Annotated in this window: 17 protein-coding genes; 13 read left to right on the forward strand and 4 right to left on the reverse strand. The window is 68.5% G+C overall.

Translation table 11 applies throughout. From position 1 onward, the window contains the following. Nucleotides 1-5 precede the first annotated feature (5 nt). Genes ACZ45O_RS03845 through ispG form a run of 3 tightly spaced genes read left to right on the forward strand, consistent with a single transcriptional unit; the run spans nt 6 to nt 3348 of the window. Nucleotides 6-1169: a 1-deoxy-D-xylulose-5-phosphate reductoisomerase gene (locus ACZ45O_RS03845; RefSeq protein ID WP_464855727.1), complete on the forward strand. Its 1164-nt coding sequence runs from the start codon at nt 6-8 to the stop codon at nt 1167-1169. Beyond that, complete coding sequence (locus ACZ45O_RS03850; RefSeq protein ID WP_464855729.1) at nt 1166-2200, forward strand: M50 family metallopeptidase; 1035 nt, start codon at nt 1166-1168, stop codon at nt 2198-2200. The genes ACZ45O_RS03845 and ACZ45O_RS03850 overlap by 4 nt, the downstream gene beginning before the upstream one ends. 26 nt (nt 2201-2226) lie before the next feature. Continuing rightward, nucleotides 2227-3348, forward strand: a complete 1122-nt coding sequence (gene ispG / locus ACZ45O_RS03855; protein ID WP_464855731.1) for a flavodoxin-dependent (E)-4-hydroxy-3-methylbut-2-enyl-diphosphate synthase — start codon at nt 2227-2229, stop codon at nt 3346-3348. Here the strand turns inward: ispG and ACZ45O_RS03860 are convergent. Beyond that, a complete protein-coding gene (locus ACZ45O_RS03860) occupies nt 3296-3751 on the reverse strand; it encodes a hypothetical protein (RefSeq protein WP_464855733.1) in 456 nt (151 codons plus the stop codon). The genes ispG and ACZ45O_RS03860 overlap by 53 nt on opposite strands. Nucleotides 3752-3935: 184 nt before the next feature. Continuing rightward, nucleotides 3936-4535, reverse strand: coding sequence for a YdcF family protein (locus ACZ45O_RS03865; RefSeq protein ID WP_464855735.1), 600 nt, complete (start codon nt 4533-4535; stop codon nt 3936-3938). 502 nt (nt 4536-5037) lie between these two features. Between ACZ45O_RS03865 and proS the strand changes: the two genes are divergently transcribed. Next, nucleotides 5038-6504, forward strand: coding sequence for a proline--tRNA ligase (gene proS / locus ACZ45O_RS03870; protein WP_464855737.1), 1467 nt, complete (start codon nt 5038-5040; stop codon nt 6502-6504). A 70-nt stretch (nt 6505-6574) separates the two neighbouring features. Here proS and ACZ45O_RS03875 read toward each other — a convergent pair whose 3' ends face one another. Further along, complete coding sequence (locus ACZ45O_RS03875) at nt 6575-7201, reverse strand: lysostaphin resistance A-like protein (RefSeq protein WP_464855739.1); 627 nt, start codon at nt 7199-7201, stop codon at nt 6575-6577. Nucleotides 7202-7245: 44 nt separating this feature from the next. After that, on the reverse strand, nt 7246-8193 hold the full coding sequence (locus ACZ45O_RS03880) for a patatin-like phospholipase family protein (RefSeq protein ID WP_464857648.1): 948 nt from the start codon (nt 8191-8193) through the stop codon (nt 7246-7248). A gap of 140 nt (nt 8194-8333) precedes the next feature. On the opposite strand from ACZ45O_RS03880, the gene ACZ45O_RS03885 reads away from it, so the two are divergent. The 9 genes from ACZ45O_RS03885 to ACZ45O_RS03925 all read left to right on the forward strand — a co-directional run bounded on the left by ACZ45O_RS03885 (nt 8334) and on the right by ACZ45O_RS03925 (nt 20027). Then, a complete protein-coding gene (locus ACZ45O_RS03885) occupies nt 8334-9056 on the forward strand; it encodes a cupredoxin domain-containing protein (protein ID WP_464855741.1) in 723 nt (240 codons plus the stop codon). A gap of 252 nt (nt 9057-9308) precedes the next feature. Then, complete coding sequence (locus ACZ45O_RS03890; RefSeq protein WP_464855743.1) at nt 9309-10238, forward strand: metal ABC transporter solute-binding protein, Zn/Mn family; 930 nt, start codon at nt 9309-9311, stop codon at nt 10236-10238. A 32-nt stretch (nt 10239-10270) separates the two neighbouring features. Next, nucleotides 10271-11071: a metal ABC transporter ATP-binding protein gene (locus tag ACZ45O_RS03895; protein ID WP_464855745.1), complete on the forward strand. Its 801-nt coding sequence runs from the start codon at nt 10271-10273 to the stop codon at nt 11069-11071. Nucleotides 11072-11074: 3 nt separating this feature from the next. Beyond that, a complete protein-coding gene (locus ACZ45O_RS03900) occupies nt 11075-12355 on the forward strand; it encodes a metal ABC transporter permease (RefSeq protein WP_464855747.1) in 1281 nt (426 codons plus the stop codon). Further along, nucleotides 12352-13203 carry a metal ABC transporter permease gene (locus tag ACZ45O_RS03905; protein ID WP_464855749.1) on the forward strand — a complete coding sequence of 284 codons (852 nt, stop codon included), beginning with the start codon at nt 12352-12354 and terminating at the stop codon, nt 13201-13203. The genes ACZ45O_RS03900 and ACZ45O_RS03905 overlap by 4 nt, the downstream gene beginning before the upstream one ends. Before the next feature lie 215 nt (nt 13204-13418). Further along, nucleotides 13419-14060: a glycosyltransferase family 2 protein gene (locus ACZ45O_RS03910; RefSeq protein ID WP_464855751.1), complete on the forward strand. Its 642-nt coding sequence runs from the start codon at nt 13419-13421 to the stop codon at nt 14058-14060. Next, nucleotides 14060-14788 carry an MgtC/SapB family protein gene (locus ACZ45O_RS03915; protein WP_464855753.1) on the forward strand — a complete coding sequence of 243 codons (729 nt, stop codon included), beginning with the start codon at nt 14060-14062 and terminating at the stop codon, nt 14786-14788. Before ACZ45O_RS03910 ends, ACZ45O_RS03915 begins: the two co-directional genes overlap by 1 nt. Nucleotides 14789-14905: 117 nt before the next feature. Continuing rightward, nucleotides 14906-19336, forward strand: coding sequence for a PolC-type DNA polymerase III (locus ACZ45O_RS03920; RefSeq protein ID WP_464855755.1), 4431 nt, complete (start codon nt 14906-14908; stop codon nt 19334-19336). 85 nt (nt 19337-19421) lie between these two features. Further along, on the forward strand, nt 19422-20027 hold the full coding sequence (locus ACZ45O_RS03925) for a lipoyl protein ligase domain-containing protein (RefSeq protein WP_464855757.1): 606 nt from the start codon (nt 19422-19424) through the stop codon (nt 20025-20027). Nucleotides 20028-20061 lie beyond the last annotated feature (34 nt).

Genomic DNA, 20061 nt, shown 5'->3' on the forward strand with positions numbered 1-20061 from the left:
TTTAGATGAAGAGAGGGATCGCGATCCTTGGCTCCACCGGCTCCGTTGGCACCCAGGCGCTGGACGTGATCGATCACCTCCCTGACCGCTTTCGCGTGGTGGCCCTGGCTGCCGGCCGGCAGGTGGAGCGCCTTGCCCAGCAGGCCTGCCGGCATCGGCCGGCCCTTCTCTCTGTCGCGGACCGGGACGCGGCCGCCGCACTGCAGGGCATTCTCCGGGCGGAGGCAGGCGACTACCGGCCAGAGATCACCTGGGGCGAGGAGGGGCTGCTCCGGGCGGCCACGCACCCGGAGAGTCACCTGGTCCTGACCTCCGTGGTCGGGGCCATGGGGGTGGAGCCCACCCTCGCGGCCATCGAGGCCGGGAAGGATATCGCCCTCGCAAACAAGGAGACGCTCGTGGCCGCCGGCGAGCTGGTGATGACGGCTGCCCGGTCGCGCGGCGTAAACCTCATTCCGGTGGATTCGGAGCACTCGGCGATTTTCCAGTCCCTTTCCGGCGCGGACCCGGGGTGGGTGCGCCGGATCCTGCTCACCGCCTCCGGCGGGCCGTTCCGCGGGCGGAAGGACCTGTCGGGCGTGACGCGGGAGGAGGCCCTGCGCCACCCGCGCTGGGTGATGGGGGCCAAGATCACCATCGACAGCGCCACGCTGATGAACAAGGCCCTTGAGATGATCGAGGCGCACTGGCTCTTCGGGGTGCCCATGGAGAAGATCGAGGTGATCGTGCACCCCGAATCGATTCTGCACTCGGCGGTGGAGTTCTGCGACGGCAACGTGATCGCGCAGCTCGGCCCCACCGACATGCGCCTGCCCATTCAATATGCCCTCTGTTACCCCGAGCGCAGCCCGGGGTTCGTGGAGCCGCTGGACCTATTCGCGGTCGGGTCGCTGACGTTCGAGCGGCCCGACGAGGAGACCTTTCCTTCCTTGAGCTACGCGCGCAGGGCCGTTACAATGGGAGGGACGATGCCGGCCGTGTTGAACGCCGCCAACGAGGTGGCGGTCGAGCGGTTCCTGGCCGGCGAGATTCCCTTCACGGGGATCTTCCAGGTGGTCTCCGGGGTGATGGATCGCCACGACGTGGTTCAGCGGCCTGACCTGGCGGCGATCATCGCCGCAGACCGCTGGGCGCGGGCAGTGGCGCGCAAACAGGTGGTGAGGGCATGACCCTGATCGACTGGCTTTGGGCAATACCCGTCTTCGGGTTGATGATTTTCATGCACGAACTGGGTCACTTTGCGGTGGCCAAGTTCTTCGACATCCGCGTGCACGAGTTTGCGCTGGGTTTCGGCCCCCCGATCCTGGGGTTTGACCGGGGCGAGACCCGGTACAACCTGCGCGCGGTTCCCCTCGGGGGTTTCGTCCGCATGGCGGGTATGGACCCCACCGAACCGGAGGACCCCAGGGGGTTCAACAGCAAGCCGATCTACGCGCGGGCCCTGACGATCTTCGCCGGGCCGTTCATGAACTTTCTCCTGGCCTCCCTCCTGCTGTCGGCGTTTGTCTACGCGCAGGGGGTGCCGGTGACCGAACCGATCTTCGGCCAGGTGCTGTCCGACTGCGCCGGCCAGCCGTGCCCGGCGGCGGTGAGCGGCCTGCAGCCGGGCGACCGGGTGCTCACCATCGCCGGGAACCCGGTAGAGGGTTGGTCCGACATCCTGGCCCACGTCGGGAAGTCGGAAGGGGCACCGCTGGAGATCCGCTTTGAGCGGGGCGGCCAGGTGATGAGCACCGTGGTCACGCCGGTCTGGATGGACGACCGCTGGATGATCGGCGTCCAGCAGGCCACCCGACCGGGTTCGCTGTGGAAGGCCCTGGCGCAGGGGCCGTCGATCACGTACGACTACTCCAGGACCTGGGTCAAGTCGCTGCTGGAAGCCGTGTCGGGCCGCACGGAGGTGCAGCTCTCCGGCCCGGTGGGCATCACCCGCGAGATCGCGACGCAGGCCTCTGCAGGGCTGACGAACCTGCTGTGGCTGACCGCGTTCCTGTCGATCAACCTCGGCCTGTTCAACTTGCTGCCCATTCCGGCCCTGGATGGCTCGCACCTGCTCTTCATGGCCGTGGAGGCCGTGCGGGGCCGCAAGCTGGACCCGGAGCGGGTCAACATGGTGCACTTCTTCGGCTTCCTGCTGCTGATGGGGCTGATCCTGGTGGTGACGTACGGCGACCTGCGGGCCGTGATCCTGGGGCAGTAGGTCAATCGGACCTGGAAAGGAAGCAAGTGCGGGAAATGGTGGAACGGCGAAAGACGAGGGCCGTACGGGTAGGGCGCGTGCAGATTGGCGGCGGCGCGCCCATCTCTGTGCAGTCCATGACCAAGTGCGATACGCGCAACGTGCCCGAGGTCCTGGCGCAGATCCGCGCGCTGGAGGAGGCGGGCTGTGACATCGTGCGGGTGGCGGCGCCGACGATGGAGGCCGCCGAGCGCTTCAAGGAGATCCGGGAGGGCTGCGTCATCCCGCTGGTGGCCGACGTGCACTTCGATTACCGGATCGCCCTGAAGGTGCTGGAGGCCGGCATCGACAAGCTGCGCATCAACCCCGGCAACATAGGCGCCCGGTGGAAGATCGAGGAGGTCGTCCGGGCCTGCAAGGACCGCGGGGTGCCGATTCGCATCGGCGTCAACGCGGGGTCGCTGGAGGACGAGTTCCTGGAGAAATACGGCTACCCCACGGCCGACGGCATGGTGGAGTCGGCCCTGAAGCACGTGGCCATTCTGGAGGAACTGGACTTCCAGGACATCGTGATCTCGATCAAGTCCTCCCGGGTGGACCAGATGATCGAGGCCTACCGGAAGCTGTCCGCGAAGGTGGACTACCCGCTGCACGTGGGTGTCACCGAGGCGGGCACGCCGTTTGCCGGCACGATCAAGTCGGCGGTGGGCATCGGCGCCATCTTGGCCGAGGGCATCGGCGACACCATCCGGGTCTCGCTCTCCACCGACTGCGTGGAAGAGGTGCGGGTGGGTTACGAGATCCTGAAGGCCCTGGGGCTGCGCACCCGGGGGATCAACATCATCTCCTGCCCCTCCTGCGGCCGGGTGCAGATCGACCTGGTGCGGGTGGCCAACGAGGTGGAGCGGCGGCTGCAGCACATCGATGTGCCGCTGAACGTGGCGGTGATGGGCTGCGTCGTCAACGGCCCCGGCGAGGCGGCCGAGGCCGACGTGGCGCTGTTCGGCGGCAAGGGCGTGGGCATGCTCTACGTCGGCGGCGAGCGGGTGCGCAAGACCACCGAGGAGGAGATGGTGGAGGCCCTGGTCGAGCTGGTGGAGCGGAAGGCCGCCGAGATCAAGGCTTCGGGTCAGGTGCCGGCCGGGTACGCCCGGCACGGGCAGAGATAAGGTTCACCCGCTTCAGCCCGAGGACGCGCAGATGGGAAGGCACGGGGTCAGGCGGACCGATCAGATCCTTAGTGACAACGAACTCGGTGCCGGTCTGGTTCGGCGTCAGGGCCGGGTGCACGAGGCCGCTCGGACGGGGCGGGGCGATAAGGCCCCGGTTGGCCTGGATCACCTCAGCGGCGGTGAAGTCCGCGTCGTCCGCCATCATCGCCGCCACCGCAGCCTCATCTCCTGCGGTCACCGCGACCCAGAAGTCATGGGCCGCCTGACGGGCCTGTGCCGTAGGGGAGAGGCTGTTCGACCAGTACCAGGCCCCGGCGGCGACGGCCAGGAGGAGCAGGAGCCACAGGGCGAAGCGAGCCCGGGCGTCCTTGCGCGCGTGGTAGGTGATGGGAACTGCCACCTTGCCGACCTCGGCGCTGTACGCACCAGGGGTGGGATAATTCTGACATAGACAGCGATACCACAGGAAGGCCCGGCAAGCAACGCCACTTCTGCCCGCGGGAAGCTGATGCAGAGTGCCGTGCATTCCAGACCAGCCCTACGGCAGCGATGATCACCTGCCACGCAGAAGGTTCCTGCCTCTGTCAGAGGGCCGCATCCTCGTCGGTCACGAAGCCTTCCCGCACGTAGGTGACGAGCTTCCGCGCCTCCCGGGGAACCCGCCAGGCGGCATCGGGGTGCTCCCACCAGCGCTCCGGCTGGAAATCCGGGAGATCAGCCGGGCAGGCGATGGGCTCGATCCACCGCGGCATGTACGTCCGCAGGGCCAGCATCGCGCGGCGCATGTGCCAGGGCATCGTGACCGCAAGTGCTCGGCGGATGCGGTGGAGCCCCACACTGCGGTGCAGCACCACCAGCGAGCAGAGCACGTTTTCCACCGTGTGGTTGGACTCCGTCTCGATCAGGATCGCCTCCGGCGGGACGCCCAGGCGCAGCGCCTCCTCACGCAGTGTGATCGCCTCCGGCGGGTTCCGCTGGCCGAACTTGGTGCCGCCGGAGAGGAGGAGGAGCGGGGCCTTCCCCTGGTGGAACAGCGCTGCCGCATGCCCCACCCGCTCCAGTGCGGCGCCGCCGAACACGAAGATGAGGTCCGCCGGTTCCGCCTGGCCGGGTGCATCGCCCATGACCAGGCGGCCAAGCTGGCGCCTGGTGAGCGACTCCGGGTTGATCGCCGAGATGCGCACGGTCCGTTCCCCCCCCACTGCTCTCTGATCGGTATAACGACGAACGCAGGGACGGGTTACGCACCGGACGTCGGCCTGTGTGCGCGGTCGGGCCAGGAGCCTGTGCCCGGCCTGCCCGGCGCATGACGGGTGCGGCGGGAGCCGTCCTGCCGAGCAGGTTGACAAGCGCACCATCAACTGGTAGTCTAAGCCCTAGCAAAAGGCGTTGATGGGGCCCGCCCCGCACGACCTGTCCCAGAGAGCCAGCCGGACCGGTGCAAGGCTGGTACAGCGTCGGCGAGGGCTACCCACCCTGGAGCTGCCGGCGACCGCCCCGCGTGGGTCTAAGCCGTGCCGGGTTTCCCGCCGTTACCGGGGCACGAGCGGATCGGGCGCGGCCCGGTCAATGAGGGTGGTACCACGGGAGCGATGCCCCCGTCCCTGCAGAGGGGACGGGGGCTTTCTGCGACGGGACGGTGGGCCGCCATCCTCCCGATGTCGAGCGAAGGAGAGAGAGTAGGGCATGAAGGAAGAGAAGGGTTTCGTGAAGGAGATCACACCCCAGTCGGAGGACTTCTCCCGCTGGTACATCGACGTGATCCGGAAGGCCGACCTGATGGACTACACGCCGGTGCGCGGCTGCATCGTCTTCAAGCCCGACGGCTACGAGCTCTGGGAGCGCATCCAGGCCGGGCTCGACCGGCGGTTCAAGGAGACCGGCCACCGCAACGCCTACTTTCCGATGCTGATCCCCGAGTCCTTCTTCCAGAAGGAGAAGGAGCATGTGGAGGGGTTCAACCCCGAGCTGCCCTGGGTGACCGAGGCCGCCGGCGAGAAGCTGGAGGAGCGGCTGGCTCTGCGGCCCACCTCCGAGACGATGATCGGCCACATGTACGCCCAGTGGATCCAGTCCTACCGCGACCTGCCGGTGCTGATCAACCAGTGGGCCAACGTCTTCCGCTGGGAGAGGCGCACCCTGCCGTTCCTGCGCACCTCTGAGTTTCTCTGGCAGGAGGGGCATACCGCCCACGCCACCGAGGAGGAGGCCCGGGAGGAGACCATGCGGATGCTGGAGGTCTACCGCGAGTTCGTGGAGACCGAGATGGCGATTCCGCTCTACGTGGGCCAGAAGACCCCGTCGGAGAAGTTCGCCGGCGCGGTGGACACCTACTCCATCGAGGCGATGATGAAGGACGGCAAGGCGCTGCAGGCCGGCACCTCCCACTACCTGGGCCAGAACTTCGCCAAGGGGTTCGACATCAAGTTCTTGGATCGGGACAACCAGCTGAAGTACGTCCACACCACGTCGTGGGGCGTCTCCACCCGCCTGATCGGTGCCCTGATCATGGTGCACGGCGACGACCGGGGCCTGGCCCTGCCGCCGCGCCTGGCGCCGGTGCAGGTGATCATGATCCCCGTCGGCCCGCCCAAGTTCCGGGAGAAGGTCATGGCCCGCTTCGACCCGCTCTTCGACGCCCTGAAGGCCGCCGGCGTGCGGGTGAAGGCCGACCTGCGTGAGGAGACCCCGGGCTGGAAGTTCAACGAGTGGGAGATGCGCGGCGTGCCCATTCGGCTGGAGCTGGGCCCGCGGGACGTTGACAGCCACCAGTGCGTCCTGGTGCGGCGCGACACCGGTGAGAAGCTGCCGGTCTCGCTGGACGAGGCGGTGGCGCGGGTGCAGGCGCTGCTGGAGGAGATCCAGCGCAACATGTTCGAGAAGGCCAAGGCCTTCCGCGACGCCCACTCGCACCTGGACGTCGACACGCTGGAGAAGCTGAAGGCGCATATCGCCCGCTGCGAGGAGGCCGGCGAGCTGCCCGGCTTCGTTCTGGCCGGCTGGTGCGGCGCCGACGAGTGCGAGGCGAAGGTGAAGGAGGAGACCAAGTTCACCTCCCGGGTCATCCCCTTCGACCCGCCCCAGCAGAAGCAGACCTGCATCCACTGCGGCGGCGAGGCGAAGCACACCCTCTGGTTCGCCCGGGCGTACTAGCACAAACGAACCTGGCTGCGATGACACCGCGGCCAGGTTTTTTCTTTGGAGCTTACGAGTCGGCTGCACCTCATGTGCGGCGTGCAAGCCAGAGGCCCAGCCCGAGGGCGAACACGACCGTGGTCAGCAGGCTGTTCTCAGGGCCGTACCCGGCCCCGGTGAGCCAGGCGGCCCCGACCGGCTGCAGGATGAACCAGCGCCCTCCCACGGGGCCGTACATCGGAAACCCCAGCAGGGTCCACTGCACCAGGTTCCAGCCGTAGTGGAAGCCGACGGAACCGCCGAAGCCGAAGCGGAGGTAGAAGAGGCAGGCGGTGAGCGAGTAGAGCACCGCATTGAAGAACGTCAGCACGGTCTGGCCCCCGTTGGGCACGTGGAGCAGGTAGTCCACGGCGATGGAGAGCAGAACGCCCACTGTGACCGTGGTCCTGCCAGATACCCAGCCCACCAGGAAGGCGCGGAAGAACAGCTCCTCCAGCGCCACGACCGCCAGCATGAACAGGGGGTTGGTGAACAGCAGGTAGTTGGAATCGACACCGTCCGGCACCGGTGACACGACGACCGCGCGGAGGGCCAGGAGCCCCGCCGCGACGGCCAGAACGGCCCCGCGATGATGAACCCGCTTGCCTGCTGCATGTGCGACCTCCGGCGCCCGCTGCCGCCGCCCCGGGCGCGTGCAAGGCTGTACAACTTGCAAGGATGGTTATACGCAAGATTCTGATATTCCTTTTCGCTGGTAGATTAAACGCTGAGGGGCCGGCGCAGTGGCCGAAGGGCCCGGCGCACGGCGAATTCCCTCAGCCAGGCGTGGGTGGCCGGGTCCGCGAAGAAAGCTTCGGCGGCGGCCCGCCCGCGCTGGCACAGCTCCTCCTTGCCCCCGGCATCGATGTCGAACTGCGTGGTGCGGTACGGGGCGGTCTCGATGGGGATCACGCGGGCGTAATCCTGGTTTTCACGGTCGCTCAGGTCCCGGGCGCTGAGGATGGTGTTCACCATGGCCTGCACCAGCTCCAGGGGCGTGTCGGTCGCCTGCGGCCCGTCGTCTCCCCCGCGCAGGTCGAAGCCAAAGGTGGGCATGCAGGCCGGGCCGCCCACCGGCTGGAACAGGTGCACCGGGAAGTTGGAGAGCAGTCCGCCGTCCACCAGGGTCGCCCGGACCCCGTTGGGGAGTTCCAGCCGGTACGGCTGAAAGAAGAAGGGGATGGCTGTGGACGCGCGGACGGCGTCGGCCACGGGAAAGCCGTAGGGGTCTTCCAGCGAGTAGGGCGGCCGGCCCAGGTCGTGGGGGAAGACGAGCATGCGCCGGTGGGTCAGGTCTGTGGCCACGATCTGGCAGGCGACGGGCAGATCGCGGAACGTCACCCGCGGCCGGCGGAGCCGTTCGGAGAGCAGCCGATCGACCTCGGCCAGCAGCTTCTCTCCCTTGAAGATGCCCTCGTGCAGCAGCAGGCTGGCCACCTTGAATCCCGACGAATCGCCGAAGCTGCGGAGGTCCAGCTCGTGGATGATCTCCCTCAGCGCGCGGGCCGGGTACCCGGCGGCCACCAGGGCGGCTACCATTGCGCCGGCGGATGTGCCGGCCACGGCCCGCCAGCGCCAGCCCAGCTCCTCCGCGACCGCCAGCCCGCCCACCAGGGCGATGCCCTTCACCCCGCCGCCCTTGAACACGGCCTGTGCCAGACGCACCATGCGCACACCCCCGGGGCCCCCTTGCGGGGGCTTTGCCGCATTTTACGCCCTGGCGCCCGCGGAAGTACCGACTCCTTTCCCCTGCGGGAGGAGATACTGTGACCGAGCGGCGCACAGTACGACGCGAAGGAGGCACGCTTGTGAAGCACTGGTTGCGATGGGCAGGCGCATGGGTGGCGGCCGCGGTTCTGCTGGCCGGCCCGACGGGCCGGGTACAGGCCGCGGAGGCGGGAGCGCCCGCGCTGCAGGAGCGGAACGACACCGCAGAGGTTGGGCCGCCCACGCTGCAGGAGCGGATGGAGACCGCCCGGGAAGCGGCGCCGGAGATCCTGGCGGCGGCGGCGGCCGGCGACCTGGAGCGCTTCCGCACGGCCTACGACCGGTTCGCCGAGGCTCTCGACCCGGTGCTGCCTGCCGTCAGCATGCAGGATCCCGGCCTGGCCGCGCGCATGGCCAATGCCAGCAGCACCATCCGGGGCCTGCTCCTCAGCGGCATCCTCTCCGAGGAGGACGTCGCGCGGGAGGTGGCGGTCATCCGCGACGCCCTGGAGGAGGCCCTGCGCAGCATGCCCCGGGCGGACGAACCGGCACGGCGGTTCACCGTCGTGGCCCGGGAGTACCGGTTCCAGCCGGCGGAGCTGCGGGCGAGGGCGGGCAGCGAGATCGTGGTCCGGCTGGAGAACCGGGGGCGCGTTCCCCACGAGTTCCGCATCCCGGAGCTGAACGTGCTCATCGGCCCCGTGGAGCCCGGCCGGAGCGCCGAGGCCGCCTTCACGGTGGAGAAGCCCGGCACCTACAGCTACGAGTGCCACGTGGACGGACATTACCAGAGGGGCATGCGGGGGCGACTGGTGGTCGAGTGATCCCGCAATTCCGCACGCACCGCCGGCGCACGGTTGGCGGTGCGTTATCGTACTGCGAATGAGAATCGCTCTTGACAAACCAGCCTTGCGTGCCGCACAATACCAGCATAAGGGCAAGAGTTTCCCTGGGGAAAAACTCTTTCCCGCAGGAAAACGGAGCGGGTGTCCGCTCCGTGCTTTCGGTCACAAAGTTGGTCTAGGCTAAGATTTTTGGCCTGGAGACAAACCGGGCCGGCTGGAGGGTGAAGATGTATGTTACGACGACTGCGCCTGGGGCTTGCGCTGCTGGCACTCGGGATCGCCGTGGTGACCGCCGGATGCGCAACCGGCCAGGCGGGCACGGCGGCGGGGGACCGCATTCCGGTGGTGGCGACGACGGGCATGGTGGCCGATCTGGCGCGGAACATCGGGGGCGACCGGGTGGCGGTGACGGCCCTGATGGGCCCGGGCGTCGATCCGCATCTCTTCAAGGCGTCGGAGGGCGATATCGCCCGCCTGCAGCAGGCCCGCATCATCTTCTACAACGGACTGCACCTGGAAGGGCGCATGGGCGATATCCTGGTGAAGATGGCCCGGGAGAAGCCCACCGTGGCCGTGGCGGAACGCATTCCCGAGGAACGCCTCCTGATCACCGAGGACGGGGTGGAGGACCCGCACATCTGGTTCGATGTGTCGCTCTGGATGGAAGCCGCCGCGGTCGTGCGCGACAGCCTGGTGCAGCTGGATCCCGAAGGGGCGAGCACGTACCGGCAGAACGCCGAGGCCTACCTGGCGGAGCTGAAGGAGCTGGACGAGTGGGCCCGCGCCGAGCTGGCCACGATTCCCGCGGGGCGGCGGGTGCTGGTGACCGCACACGACGCCTTCGGCTACTTCGGGCGGGCGTACGATATTGAGGTGGCCGGGCTGCAGGGCATCTCCACGGCGACCGAGTACGGGCTCGCCGACCTGCAGCAGATGATCGACCTGCTGGTGGAGCGGGAGATCAAGGCGGTCTTCATCGAGTCCAGTGTGCCGCGCAGCTCCATCGAGGCGCTGGTGGAGGGCGCCGCCGCCCGGGGCCACCAGGTGAGCATCGGCGGGGAGCTGTTCTCCGACGCCATGGGGCCGGAGGGCACGCCGGAGGGGACGTACGTGGGCATGATCCGGCACAACGTGCGGGCGATCGTCGAGGCCTTGCGGTGATGGCAGGACGGACAGGTGGGAGGAGGGAGAGCATGGCGAGGGAGCACAGCGCGCGGGACGACGACCTGCCGGTGGTGGTGCGCAGCCTGACGGTGGCCTATCAGCAGCGCCCGGTGTTGAAGGACGTCAACCTTTCGCTGCCCCCCGGGCGGCTGATCGGCGTGATCGGGCCCAACGGCGCCGGCAAGTCGACGATGATCAAGGCGATTCTGGGCATGGTTCCCCGGCTCTCCGGCGAGGTGCGCATCTTCGGCAGGCCGGTGGCGCAGGCCCGGCGGGAGGTCGGCTACGTGCCCCAGCGGGCCTCGGTGGACTGGGACTTTCCCACCGACGTGCTGGACGTGGTGATGATGGGCCGGTATGGCCACCTGGGGCTGCTGCGCCGGCCGGGCGCCCGGGAGCGCAGCCTGGCGATGGAGGCCCTGGAGAAGGTGGGCATGGCGGATGTTGCCCGCCGGCAGATCAGCCAGCTTTCCGGCGGGCAGCAGCAGCGGGTCTTCCTGGCCCGGGCCCTGGCGCAGGACGCCCGCATCTACTTCATGGATGAGCCGTTTGCCGGCGTGGACGCGGCCACGGAGCGGGCCATCATCGGCCTGCTGACCGATCTGAAGGCCCGGGGGCGCACGGTGGTGGTAGTGCATCATGACCTGCAGACCGTGCGCGAGTACTTCGACTGGCTGGTGCTCCTGAACGTGCGGGTGCTGGCCGCCGGCCCGGTTGAAAGGGTCTTCACCCCGGAGAACCTCACGCACACCTACGGCGGACGGCTGGGCAGCCTGGCGCTGCTGGCCGGGGCGCAGCCCCCCGCACGCCGGTCGCTGGGAGGGGACTGACCGGTGTTCGCCAATGCGCTGTGGGTGATGAGCGGCACCGCGCTGCTCGGGCTGGCCAGCGGGGTGCTGGGTGTCTTCGCCCTGCTCAGGCGCCGGGCCCTGATGGGTGACGTGCTGGCGCACGCAGCCCTGCCGGGGATCGTCCTGGCCTACATGGTGACCTCCGCCAAGGCGGCGGGGCCGCTGCTGGTGGGCGCCGCGGCCACGGGGGTGCTGGGCGTGCTGGCGATGCTCGCCATCACGCGCCACTCCCGGCTGAAGGAGGACTCTGCCATGAGCCTGGTCCTCACGGTCTTCTTCGGGCTTGGCATCATGCTGCTCGGCGTGGTGCAGCGCATGCCCGGCGGAAACCAGAGCGGCCTCGACAAGTACCTCTTCGGGCAGGCCGCGGCCATCGTGCCCAGCGACGTGCGGCTGATCACGCTGATCGCGGCGCTTCTCTGCCTGATGGCCCTGCTCTTCTACAAGGAGTTCAAGCTGCTGGCCTTCGACCCGGGTTTCGGCGCGGGTCTGGGCTTCCCGATGACGGCGCTGGATCTCTTGCTCAACCTGGGGATCGTCGTGGCCGTTGTGATCGGACTGGAGGCGGTGGGGGTGGTGCTCATGGCCGCGCTGCTGACGACGCCCGCCGTGACGGCGCGGTACTGGACCAACCGGCTCTCTGTGATGCTGCCGCTGGCGGGGCTGTTCGGAGCCCTCTCCGGCGTAGCCGGCACGCTGGCCTCGCAGGTGGGTCCCCGCATGCCCACCGGCCCCCTCATCGTGCTGGCGGCGAGCCTGTTCTTCTTCGTCTCCCTCCTGGCCGCCCCGCAGCGGGGGCTGCTGGCCCGTCTGGTGCGCTTTCTGCGGACCCGGGCGCGGACCCGGCGCAGCCGCCTCCTGGAGGCGCTCTACGACCTGGCCGAGGAGGCGGCGTGCCCGCAGACGCTGGCGGCGGCCTCGCCGGAGGCGCTGTCTCGCCGCACCGGGGTGCCGGTGGGAGCCGTGCGGCGCCACCTGGCCCGGCTTTCCCGGGAGGGGCTGGTGGACCGGGTGCCGGCGCCCGCCGGCCTGGCGGGTGCGGACGCCTGGAAGCTCACGGCGGCGGGGGTCGCGGAGGCCTATCCGCTGGTGCGGGAAGAGCGGCTCCACCTGGTCTGCCGCATGCATGAGGCCGATCTGGACGGCGTGCAGTGGGATGCGGGAGGGCGGCTGGTCGCTGCGCCGGAGACCCTCAGGCAGCTGGAGGCCCTGCTCGTTCAGCACGGTATGCAGCCGCGGCTTCACCCGGGTGATGGGGCATGACGGCCTCGCTGGTAATCGTCGCCGTCGGGGCGCTGGTGGCCGGATCGGCCGGCCTGGTGGGGTCGTTCCTGGTTCTGCGGCGCATGACGATGCTGGGCGACGCCATCAGCCACGCGGTGCTGCCGGGCATCGCCCTGGGATTCCTGTTCACGGGCAGCCGCGCAGCCCCGATCATGGTGCTGGGGGCCGCACTCTTCGGCCTGCTCACCACCTGGCTGGTGCAGGCGCTGCAGCGGGCCGGGGTGCAGGAGGACGCCGGTATGGGCGTGACCTTCACGGCCCTGTTCGCCCTGGGCGTGGTGCTCATCTCGGCCTTCGCGGGCCGGGTGCACCTGGACCTGGAGCACGTGCTGTACGGCGAGATCGCCTTCGCCCCCTGGGACCTGTGGCTGGTGGGGGATGTGAGCCTGGGGCCCCGGGCCCTGTGGACGATGGGCGCCATATTCGTGCTCGATCTGGTGGCAGTTCTCCTATTCTTCAAGGAACTGAAGATCTGCGCGTTCGACCCCGAGACGGCCTCTGCCCAGGGCATCAACGTCACGGCGTTCCACTACCTGCTGATGACCCTGGTCTCCATCACCACCGTGGGCGCCTTCGACGCGGTGGGCGCGATTCTGGTGGTGGCCATGCTGGTGCTGCCCGGCGCGACGGCGTACCTGCTCACCGACCGGCTCTCCGTGATGCTGGCCCTGGCGGTGGGGATCGGCGTGCTGGCCAGCGTGCTGGGCTACCTGCTGGCCCGCGCCACCGACACCCCCGTGGCCGGGGCGATGGCGGTGGCCGGGGGAGCAGTGTTCGCAGTGACCTTCGTGATCCGCCTGCTCAGGCAGCGCCGGCGCAGGGCCTGACGGGTTCGGCTGATTTGGGGCAGTCCTACCATCAGAGGGGGGCTGCCCCTGTTCCGCCTGGGTAGGCCTGACGCCGATGGGGCAGTCTAGCAACCGGCAGCGTTTGGAGGAGGAAAAAGGTCACCGTGTACGGAATACCTTACCCCAGAAAAAGCGGTTCACGTGGCCGCGCAGACTTTGAACTTGGGCTGCTCCAATCGGAGGTCAATGGCGTTATGAGAGTCGCTGCGGTGATCCCCGCGTATAATGAGGAGTCAACGATCGGTTCGGTGGTCACTGCGTGCAGGCTGGTGCCGGAGATTAGCGAGATCATCGTGGTGAGCGACGGCTCGACAGACGAGACAGCCACCCGGGCCCGTGAAGCGGGAGCTACCGTCATCGAACATATGGAGAACCGGGGCAAGGCTGCGGCGATGAAGTCGGGCTTCGACGCGACGACCGCCCCGGTCCTGCTTTTTCTGGATGCCGATCTGATCGGCCTCAGCCCTGATCACCTGCGGCACCTGCTGCACCCGGTCCTCAGCGGCGAGGCCGACATGAGCGTCGGGGTCTTCGGCGACGGCCGGGTCGCGACCGACCTGGCCCAGCTGGTGGCGCCGTACCTCTCGGGCCAGCGGGCGGTCCGGCGTGAGGTCGTGGCGGATCTGTTTCAGGAAGAGCCCGGTGCAGATCAGGCCCGGTTCGGCATCGAGGTGGCGCTGACCAAGTACGTCAAACAGCACGGCTGCCGCGTGGTGGAGGTCGTCCTGGAAGAGATGAGCCACCGGATGAAGGAGGAGAAGCTGGGCTTAGTCAAAGGCACGGCTGCGCGCCTGAAGATGTATTATGAAATATTGAAATACGTACAGAAGGGATAGTGACTTTGCTAGACTTGGAGTTTATTCAGGCGAACCTGTACACGTTCGCACAGCAGCTCGTAGATAACCTGATTCCCCTGCTCGTCGCCGCCATCGCCGGCGGCGTGGTCGGTCTTGAGCGTGAGTCCCACAACCGGCCCGCCGGTCTTCGCACCCACGTGCTGGTGTGCGTGGGTTCGGCCCTCATCATGAAGGTCTCGCTCAGCATGTACGACATCGTGGTGGCAACCGGGTTCGGCAACGGCGACCCCGGGCGCATCGCCGCGCAGGTCGTGAGCGGCATCGGCTTCCTGGGCGCCGGTACGATCATGCGGGAGGGGGCGACCATCCGCGGCCTTACCACGGCCGCCTCGCTCTGGGTCGTCTCGGCCATGGGCCTGGCGGTGGGCGCGGGGCTGTACATGCAGACCTTTGTGGCCGTGGTCCTGGTGATGCTGACCCTGAAGACGCTGACAGAGGTGGAGAATCGCTTCTTCGACCACGGGGCCTACCGGTCGCTGATCGTGCAGGTGACCGACACGCCCGGCCAGCTGGGCGTCGTGGCCTCCACCTGCGGCCGCTGGGGCTGTACCGTCAAGAACGTCGCCATGCGCTCGGGGGCCTTCCCGGGCACCATTGAGATTCGGTTCACGGTCAAGCCGCAGGGGCGCAATGTCGACATGACCGGGTTGATCGCCGACTTGATGAGCCGGGAAGGGGTCATCTCGGTCACTGAAGAAGACATATAGCCAACGGCCCGCGGGCGCACTGGGTCAACCAGGGCGCTCGTCGGCTTCTTGTGGCCGCCGCGCCCGGTTCCCGGGCGCACAGGCGCAAATATCTGAGCTATGAGGTGAGCCGCCTAGATGTCACCGCAGTCCGACTGGCTCTCGCTCATCGACGTCGCCGAACTACCGCCGCAGGTTCAGGCGTTCCTGGAAGGGGCGCGCCCGGTTCGCGTGGAGGTGAACCGCCGGAGCCGCAGCGTCATCCTGCACCTGGCGAGCCCGGTGCGGCTGCCCCTGGACCACCGGCCGGCGCTGGCGGACGCCGTGGCCGAGCAGTGCCTCGGGGGCCTCGCCGCTTCGGTGACGGTGGTTCCGGTGCGCGACCCGGACCCTGAGGCCGATCCGGCCCAGCGGGTGGCTGAGGCGTGGCCGGAGATCCTGAAGCAGCTGAAGCAGGTCCTGCCGCTGGTCAACGGGCTTCTGGAGAAGGCCCGGTGGCAGGTGGAAGCCCCCCGCCTGATCGTGGAGCTGCCCACGGCCGCGCAGGCCGAGGTGGTGGAGCAGCGCGGGGTGGTTCCCGTTATGGAGCGGCTGGTCCGGAGGGAGACGGGCTGCGCGCTGCAGGTCCGGGTGACGGCGCGCCCGGCCCCGCGGCCGGCGCGCGCGGATGCAGCCGGCGAGGCAGCTGAGGCCTTCTTCACCGACGGGGACGAGGAGGTCCCGCTGCCGCCCGAGCCCATCACCGAGGAGCTCGGCTACGCCGACGAGTACTTCGAGCAGTGGATGCAGCGCCAGTCGGCGTTCGGCAAGAAGGAGGCCGCGGCGACGCCCCCGCCGGCCGAGGGGCCGCTGAAGGGGCGCGCCATCCCGGCGGACGCGCCGGTGCGGCCGATTCAGACCATCACGGAAGAGGAGAACCGGGTCATCATCGAGGGCGAGATCGTCGGGCTGGAGAGCCGCGACCTGCGGAGCGGCCGGCAGCTCATCTCCTTCGGGGTGTGCGACCTGCTGCGCGCCGCGGACCCCGGTGGTCTCGGCGACACGCTTCCGGTGAAGCTCTTCCGGGACCCCCAGAAGGAGCCGGACTACCTGGCCGTGCTCAAGAACGGGACCTGGGTGAAGGTCAGGGGCAACGTGCAGGTGGACAGGTTCTCCGGCGAGCTAACGATGCTGGCCGACGACCTGATGGTGGGCAGGCGCCCGGCCCGCGAGGACACCTACGAAGGGCCCCTGAAGCGGGTGGAGCTGCACGCGCACACCACCATGTCGGCCATGGACGGCATGATCGACCCGGCCGAGTTGGTGAAGACGGCGGTGAAGTGGGGCCACAAGGCCGTGGCCATCACCGACCACGGCGTGGTGCAGGCATTCCCCGCCGCCAGCAACGTGAAGGTGCCCGAGGACTTCCGGGTGATTTACGGCTGTGAGCTCTTCCTGGTCGACGACGGTGCGGCGGTCATCCAGCGGCCCCCGGAGGGCGTGCCGCTCGGCGACGCCGAGTTCGTGGTGCTGGACATCGAGACGACGGGCTTCTCGCCCATCGGCGACGACATCATCGAACTGGGCGCCGTGCGCTTTCGCGGCGGCGAGGTGCTCGACACGTTCCAGAGCTTCGTGCGCCCCACCAAGCCGGTCCCGCCGGAGGTGCAGAAGCTCACGAACATCACGCCGGATATGCTGGAGGGCGCCCCGGAGCCGGAAGAGGCGCTGCGCGCGTTCTTCGACTTCGTGGGCGACGCGATCGTCGTGGCGCACAACGCGCAGTTCGACTACTCGTTCCTGCGCTACCACCGGCAGAAGTACCTGGGCGAGGAGTTCGCCAACCCGGTGCTCGACACGCTGACGCTCGCCCGCGCGGTGCTGCCCCACATGCGGAGCCACAGCCTGGCGGCGCTCACCAAGGAGCTGCAGGTGCCCCTGGTGGACCACCACCGGGCCGACGCGGACGCGAAGACCGCCGCGATGGTGCTGGCGAAGCTGCTGGAGCGGGTGAACGGCATCGCCACCGTCGCAGACCTGAACAGCCTGAGCCAGGACATCAACGCCGAGCAGCTCCGGCCCCACCACGCCACCTGCCTGGTGAAGACGCAGGCGGGCATGAAGAACCTCTACAAGCTGATCAGCCTCTCGCACATCGAGTACTTCAACCGCACGCCGCGGGTGCCGCGCTCGGTGCTGGAGAAGCACCGGGAGGGGCTGCTCATCGGCTCGGCCACCTACGGCGGCCACCTGTTCGACGCGCTCCTGCGGGGCGTTCCCGATGAGGAGCTGGAGCAGCTGGCCTCCTGGTACGACTACCTGGAGATCCTGCCCCGGGACTGCCTGGCCTTCCTCCTGGAGTCGGGCCAGGTCAACTCTGAGGAGCAGCTGCTCTCGCTCAACCGGCGCATCTACGAGCTGGGGAAGAAGCTGGGCAAACCGGTCTGCGCCGTCTCCGACGCGCACTTCCTCGAGCCCCACCAGCAGATCTTCCGCCGCATCCTGAAGGGCGGCATCGGCTTCCGCGACGAGTACGACGCGCCCTTCTACCTGCGCACCACGCAGGAGATGCTGGACGAGTTCGCCTACCTGGGCGAGGAGGCTGCCTACGAGGTGGTCATCGCCAACCCCAACGCCGTCGCCGAGCAGATCGAAAAGGTGAAGCCGGTGCCCGACAAGCTCTTCCCGCCCGTGCTGGAGGGGTCGGAGGAGGAGACCCGCCGGCTCTCGTGGGAGAAGGTGAAGCGGGTCTACGGCGACCCGGTGCCCGAGAAGATCGCCCAGCGGCTGCAGCGGGAGCTGGACGCGATCATCGGCAACGGCTTTGCGGTGTCGTACTACATCTCGCACCTGCTGGTGAAGAAGTCGATGGAGATGGGCTATCTGGTGGGCTCCCGCGGCTCGGTGGGCTCCTCCTTCGTCGCCTGGGCGATGGACATCACCGAGGTCAACGCGCTGCCCCCGCACTACATCTGCCCCGAGTGCAAGTACCTGGAGTGGCACGACGACGGCAAGACCGGCTCCGGTTTCGACCTGCCGCGTAAGGACTGCCCCCAGTGCGGCACGCCGCTGGACCGCGACGGGCAGGACATTCCCTTTGAGACCTTCCTGGGCTTCAAGGGCGACAAGGTGCCGGACATCGACCTGAACTTCTCCGGCGAGGTGCAGGGCCGCATCCAGAAGTTCTCCGAGGAGCTGCTCGGGGGCGACAAGTACGTCTTCAAGGCGGGCACGGTGGGCACCATTGCCGAGAAGACGGCCTACGGCATGGTGCGGGGCTGGCTGGAGGAGAACAATATCACCGGCATCCGGGAGGCGCACATCGGCTACCTGGCCGCGGGCGTGGCCGGCGTCAAGCGCACCACCGGCCAGCACCCCGGCGGCATGGTGGTGGTTCCCGTCGGCATGGAGATCGAGGAGGTCACGCCGGTGCAGTACCCGGCCGACGACCGGAAGTCCGGCGTGAAGACGACCCACTTCGACTACCACGCCTTTGAGCAGGCCCTGATGAAGCTGGACATCCTCGGCCACGATGACCCGACCATGCTGAAGATGCTGCAGGACCTGTACCGGGAGAAGACCGGCGACCCCGACTTCGACGTGCGGAAGGTGCCGGTGGACGACCCGGAGGTGCTGGCCCTCTTCAGCCCCGGCGGCAACCGGGTGCTGGGCATCGATGACGGGCGGCTCCAGTTCGACCTGGGCACCATCGTGCTGCCCGAGATGGGCACGCGGTTCGTGCGGCAGATGCTGATGGAGACCAGCCCCCGCAACTTCTCGGACCTGGTGCGCATCTCCGGCCTCTCCCACGGCACGGACGTGTGGACCAACAACGCCCAGGAGCTGGTGAAGAAGGGGATTCCCTTCCAGGACGTCATCGGCTGCCGCGACGACATCATGGTGCAGTTGATCTACTGGGGCGTGGAGCCGGCCACCGCCTTCAAGATCATGGAGTCGGTGCGTAAGGGCCGGGGGCTGACCCCCGAGATGGAAGAGACGATGCGGGCCTGCAATGTGCCCGACTGGTACATCTGGTCCTGCAAGCAGATCAAGTACATGTTCCCGAAGGCCCACGCGGCCGCGTACGTGCTCTCCTGCCTGCGCATCGCCTGGTTCAAGGTGCACGAGCCGCTGCTGTTCTACGCGGCGTACCTGAGCGTGCGGGCCGGGTCGGTTGACGCCAACCTGCTGGTGCAGGGCCCCGAGGCCGTGCGCCGCTACGTGGCGGAGATCGAGGCCAAGGGCCGGGACGCCTCGCCGAAGGAGAAGGAATCCCTCACGGAGTACGAGCTGGTGGAGGAGGCGTTCCTGCGGGGCATCCGCTTCAACCGGGTGGATCTGTACCGCTCGGAGGCGACCCGCTACCTGATCGACGGGGAGAACACCCTGCTCTGCCCGTTCAACGCGCTGCCCGGCCTGGGCGACAGCGCCGCGCAGGCCATCGTGGAGGCCCGGGCCCAGGGCGAGTTTCATTCGAAGGAGGACCTGAAGAACCGCGCCCGCATCAACAAGGCCGTGCTGGAACTCCTGGAGAACCACGGCTGCCTGGAGGGGCTGCCGGAGGGGAACCAGCTGGTGTTCGGGTTCTGATGAGCGGCAGGCGGTGAGCGGTGAGCCGTGGGCTGCGCGTTTTCCGTGGATGCACACGGCCTACATCCCGTGCGGGAGGACCATCATGCAGATCCAACCCTTGCCCTACGACGCGGTTGCACTCGAGAGGTTCAGGAAGGAAGGCCCCTTCATCTGGCTCTGGGAGCCCGAGCGGACGGAGGCGGTGCTGGGCGCCGGCACGCCCGAGACGGATGTGGACCTGGCGCGCTGCGCCGCCGACGGCGTGCCGGTCTACCGGCGCCGGGGCGGGGGCGGGGCGGTGGTCCTGGCGCCAGGATGCCTGGTGATCACCGCGGCGTACGAGGCCTCCCGCCGGCAGTTTGCGACGCAGTGGATCGGGCCCATCGCCGAGGCCGTTGCCCGCGCCCTGCGCGGTCTGGGGCTCACCGGCGCAGCGGTGCGGGGGATGGGCGACGTGGCGATCGACGACCTGAAGGTGCTGGGCTCCAGCCTGTACGCCAACCGGGAGGTGGCCCTGTACCAGGGCTCGCTGCTGGTGGATCCGGACCTGGACGAGATCGCCCGCTACCTGCCGCACCCGTCCCGGGAGCCCGACTACCGGCGGGGGCGCAGCCACGCCGACTTCCTGACCTCGCTGGCGCGGGCGGGCTGGCGCGGCACCATGGCGGCCCTGCGGTCGGCGCTGGCGGCGGAGCTGGAACGGGTGTAGCGGACGGGGATTGCAGAGGAAAGAGGCAGGAGTT

It is taken from the genome of Symbiobacterium turbinis, from assembly GCF_055383075.1.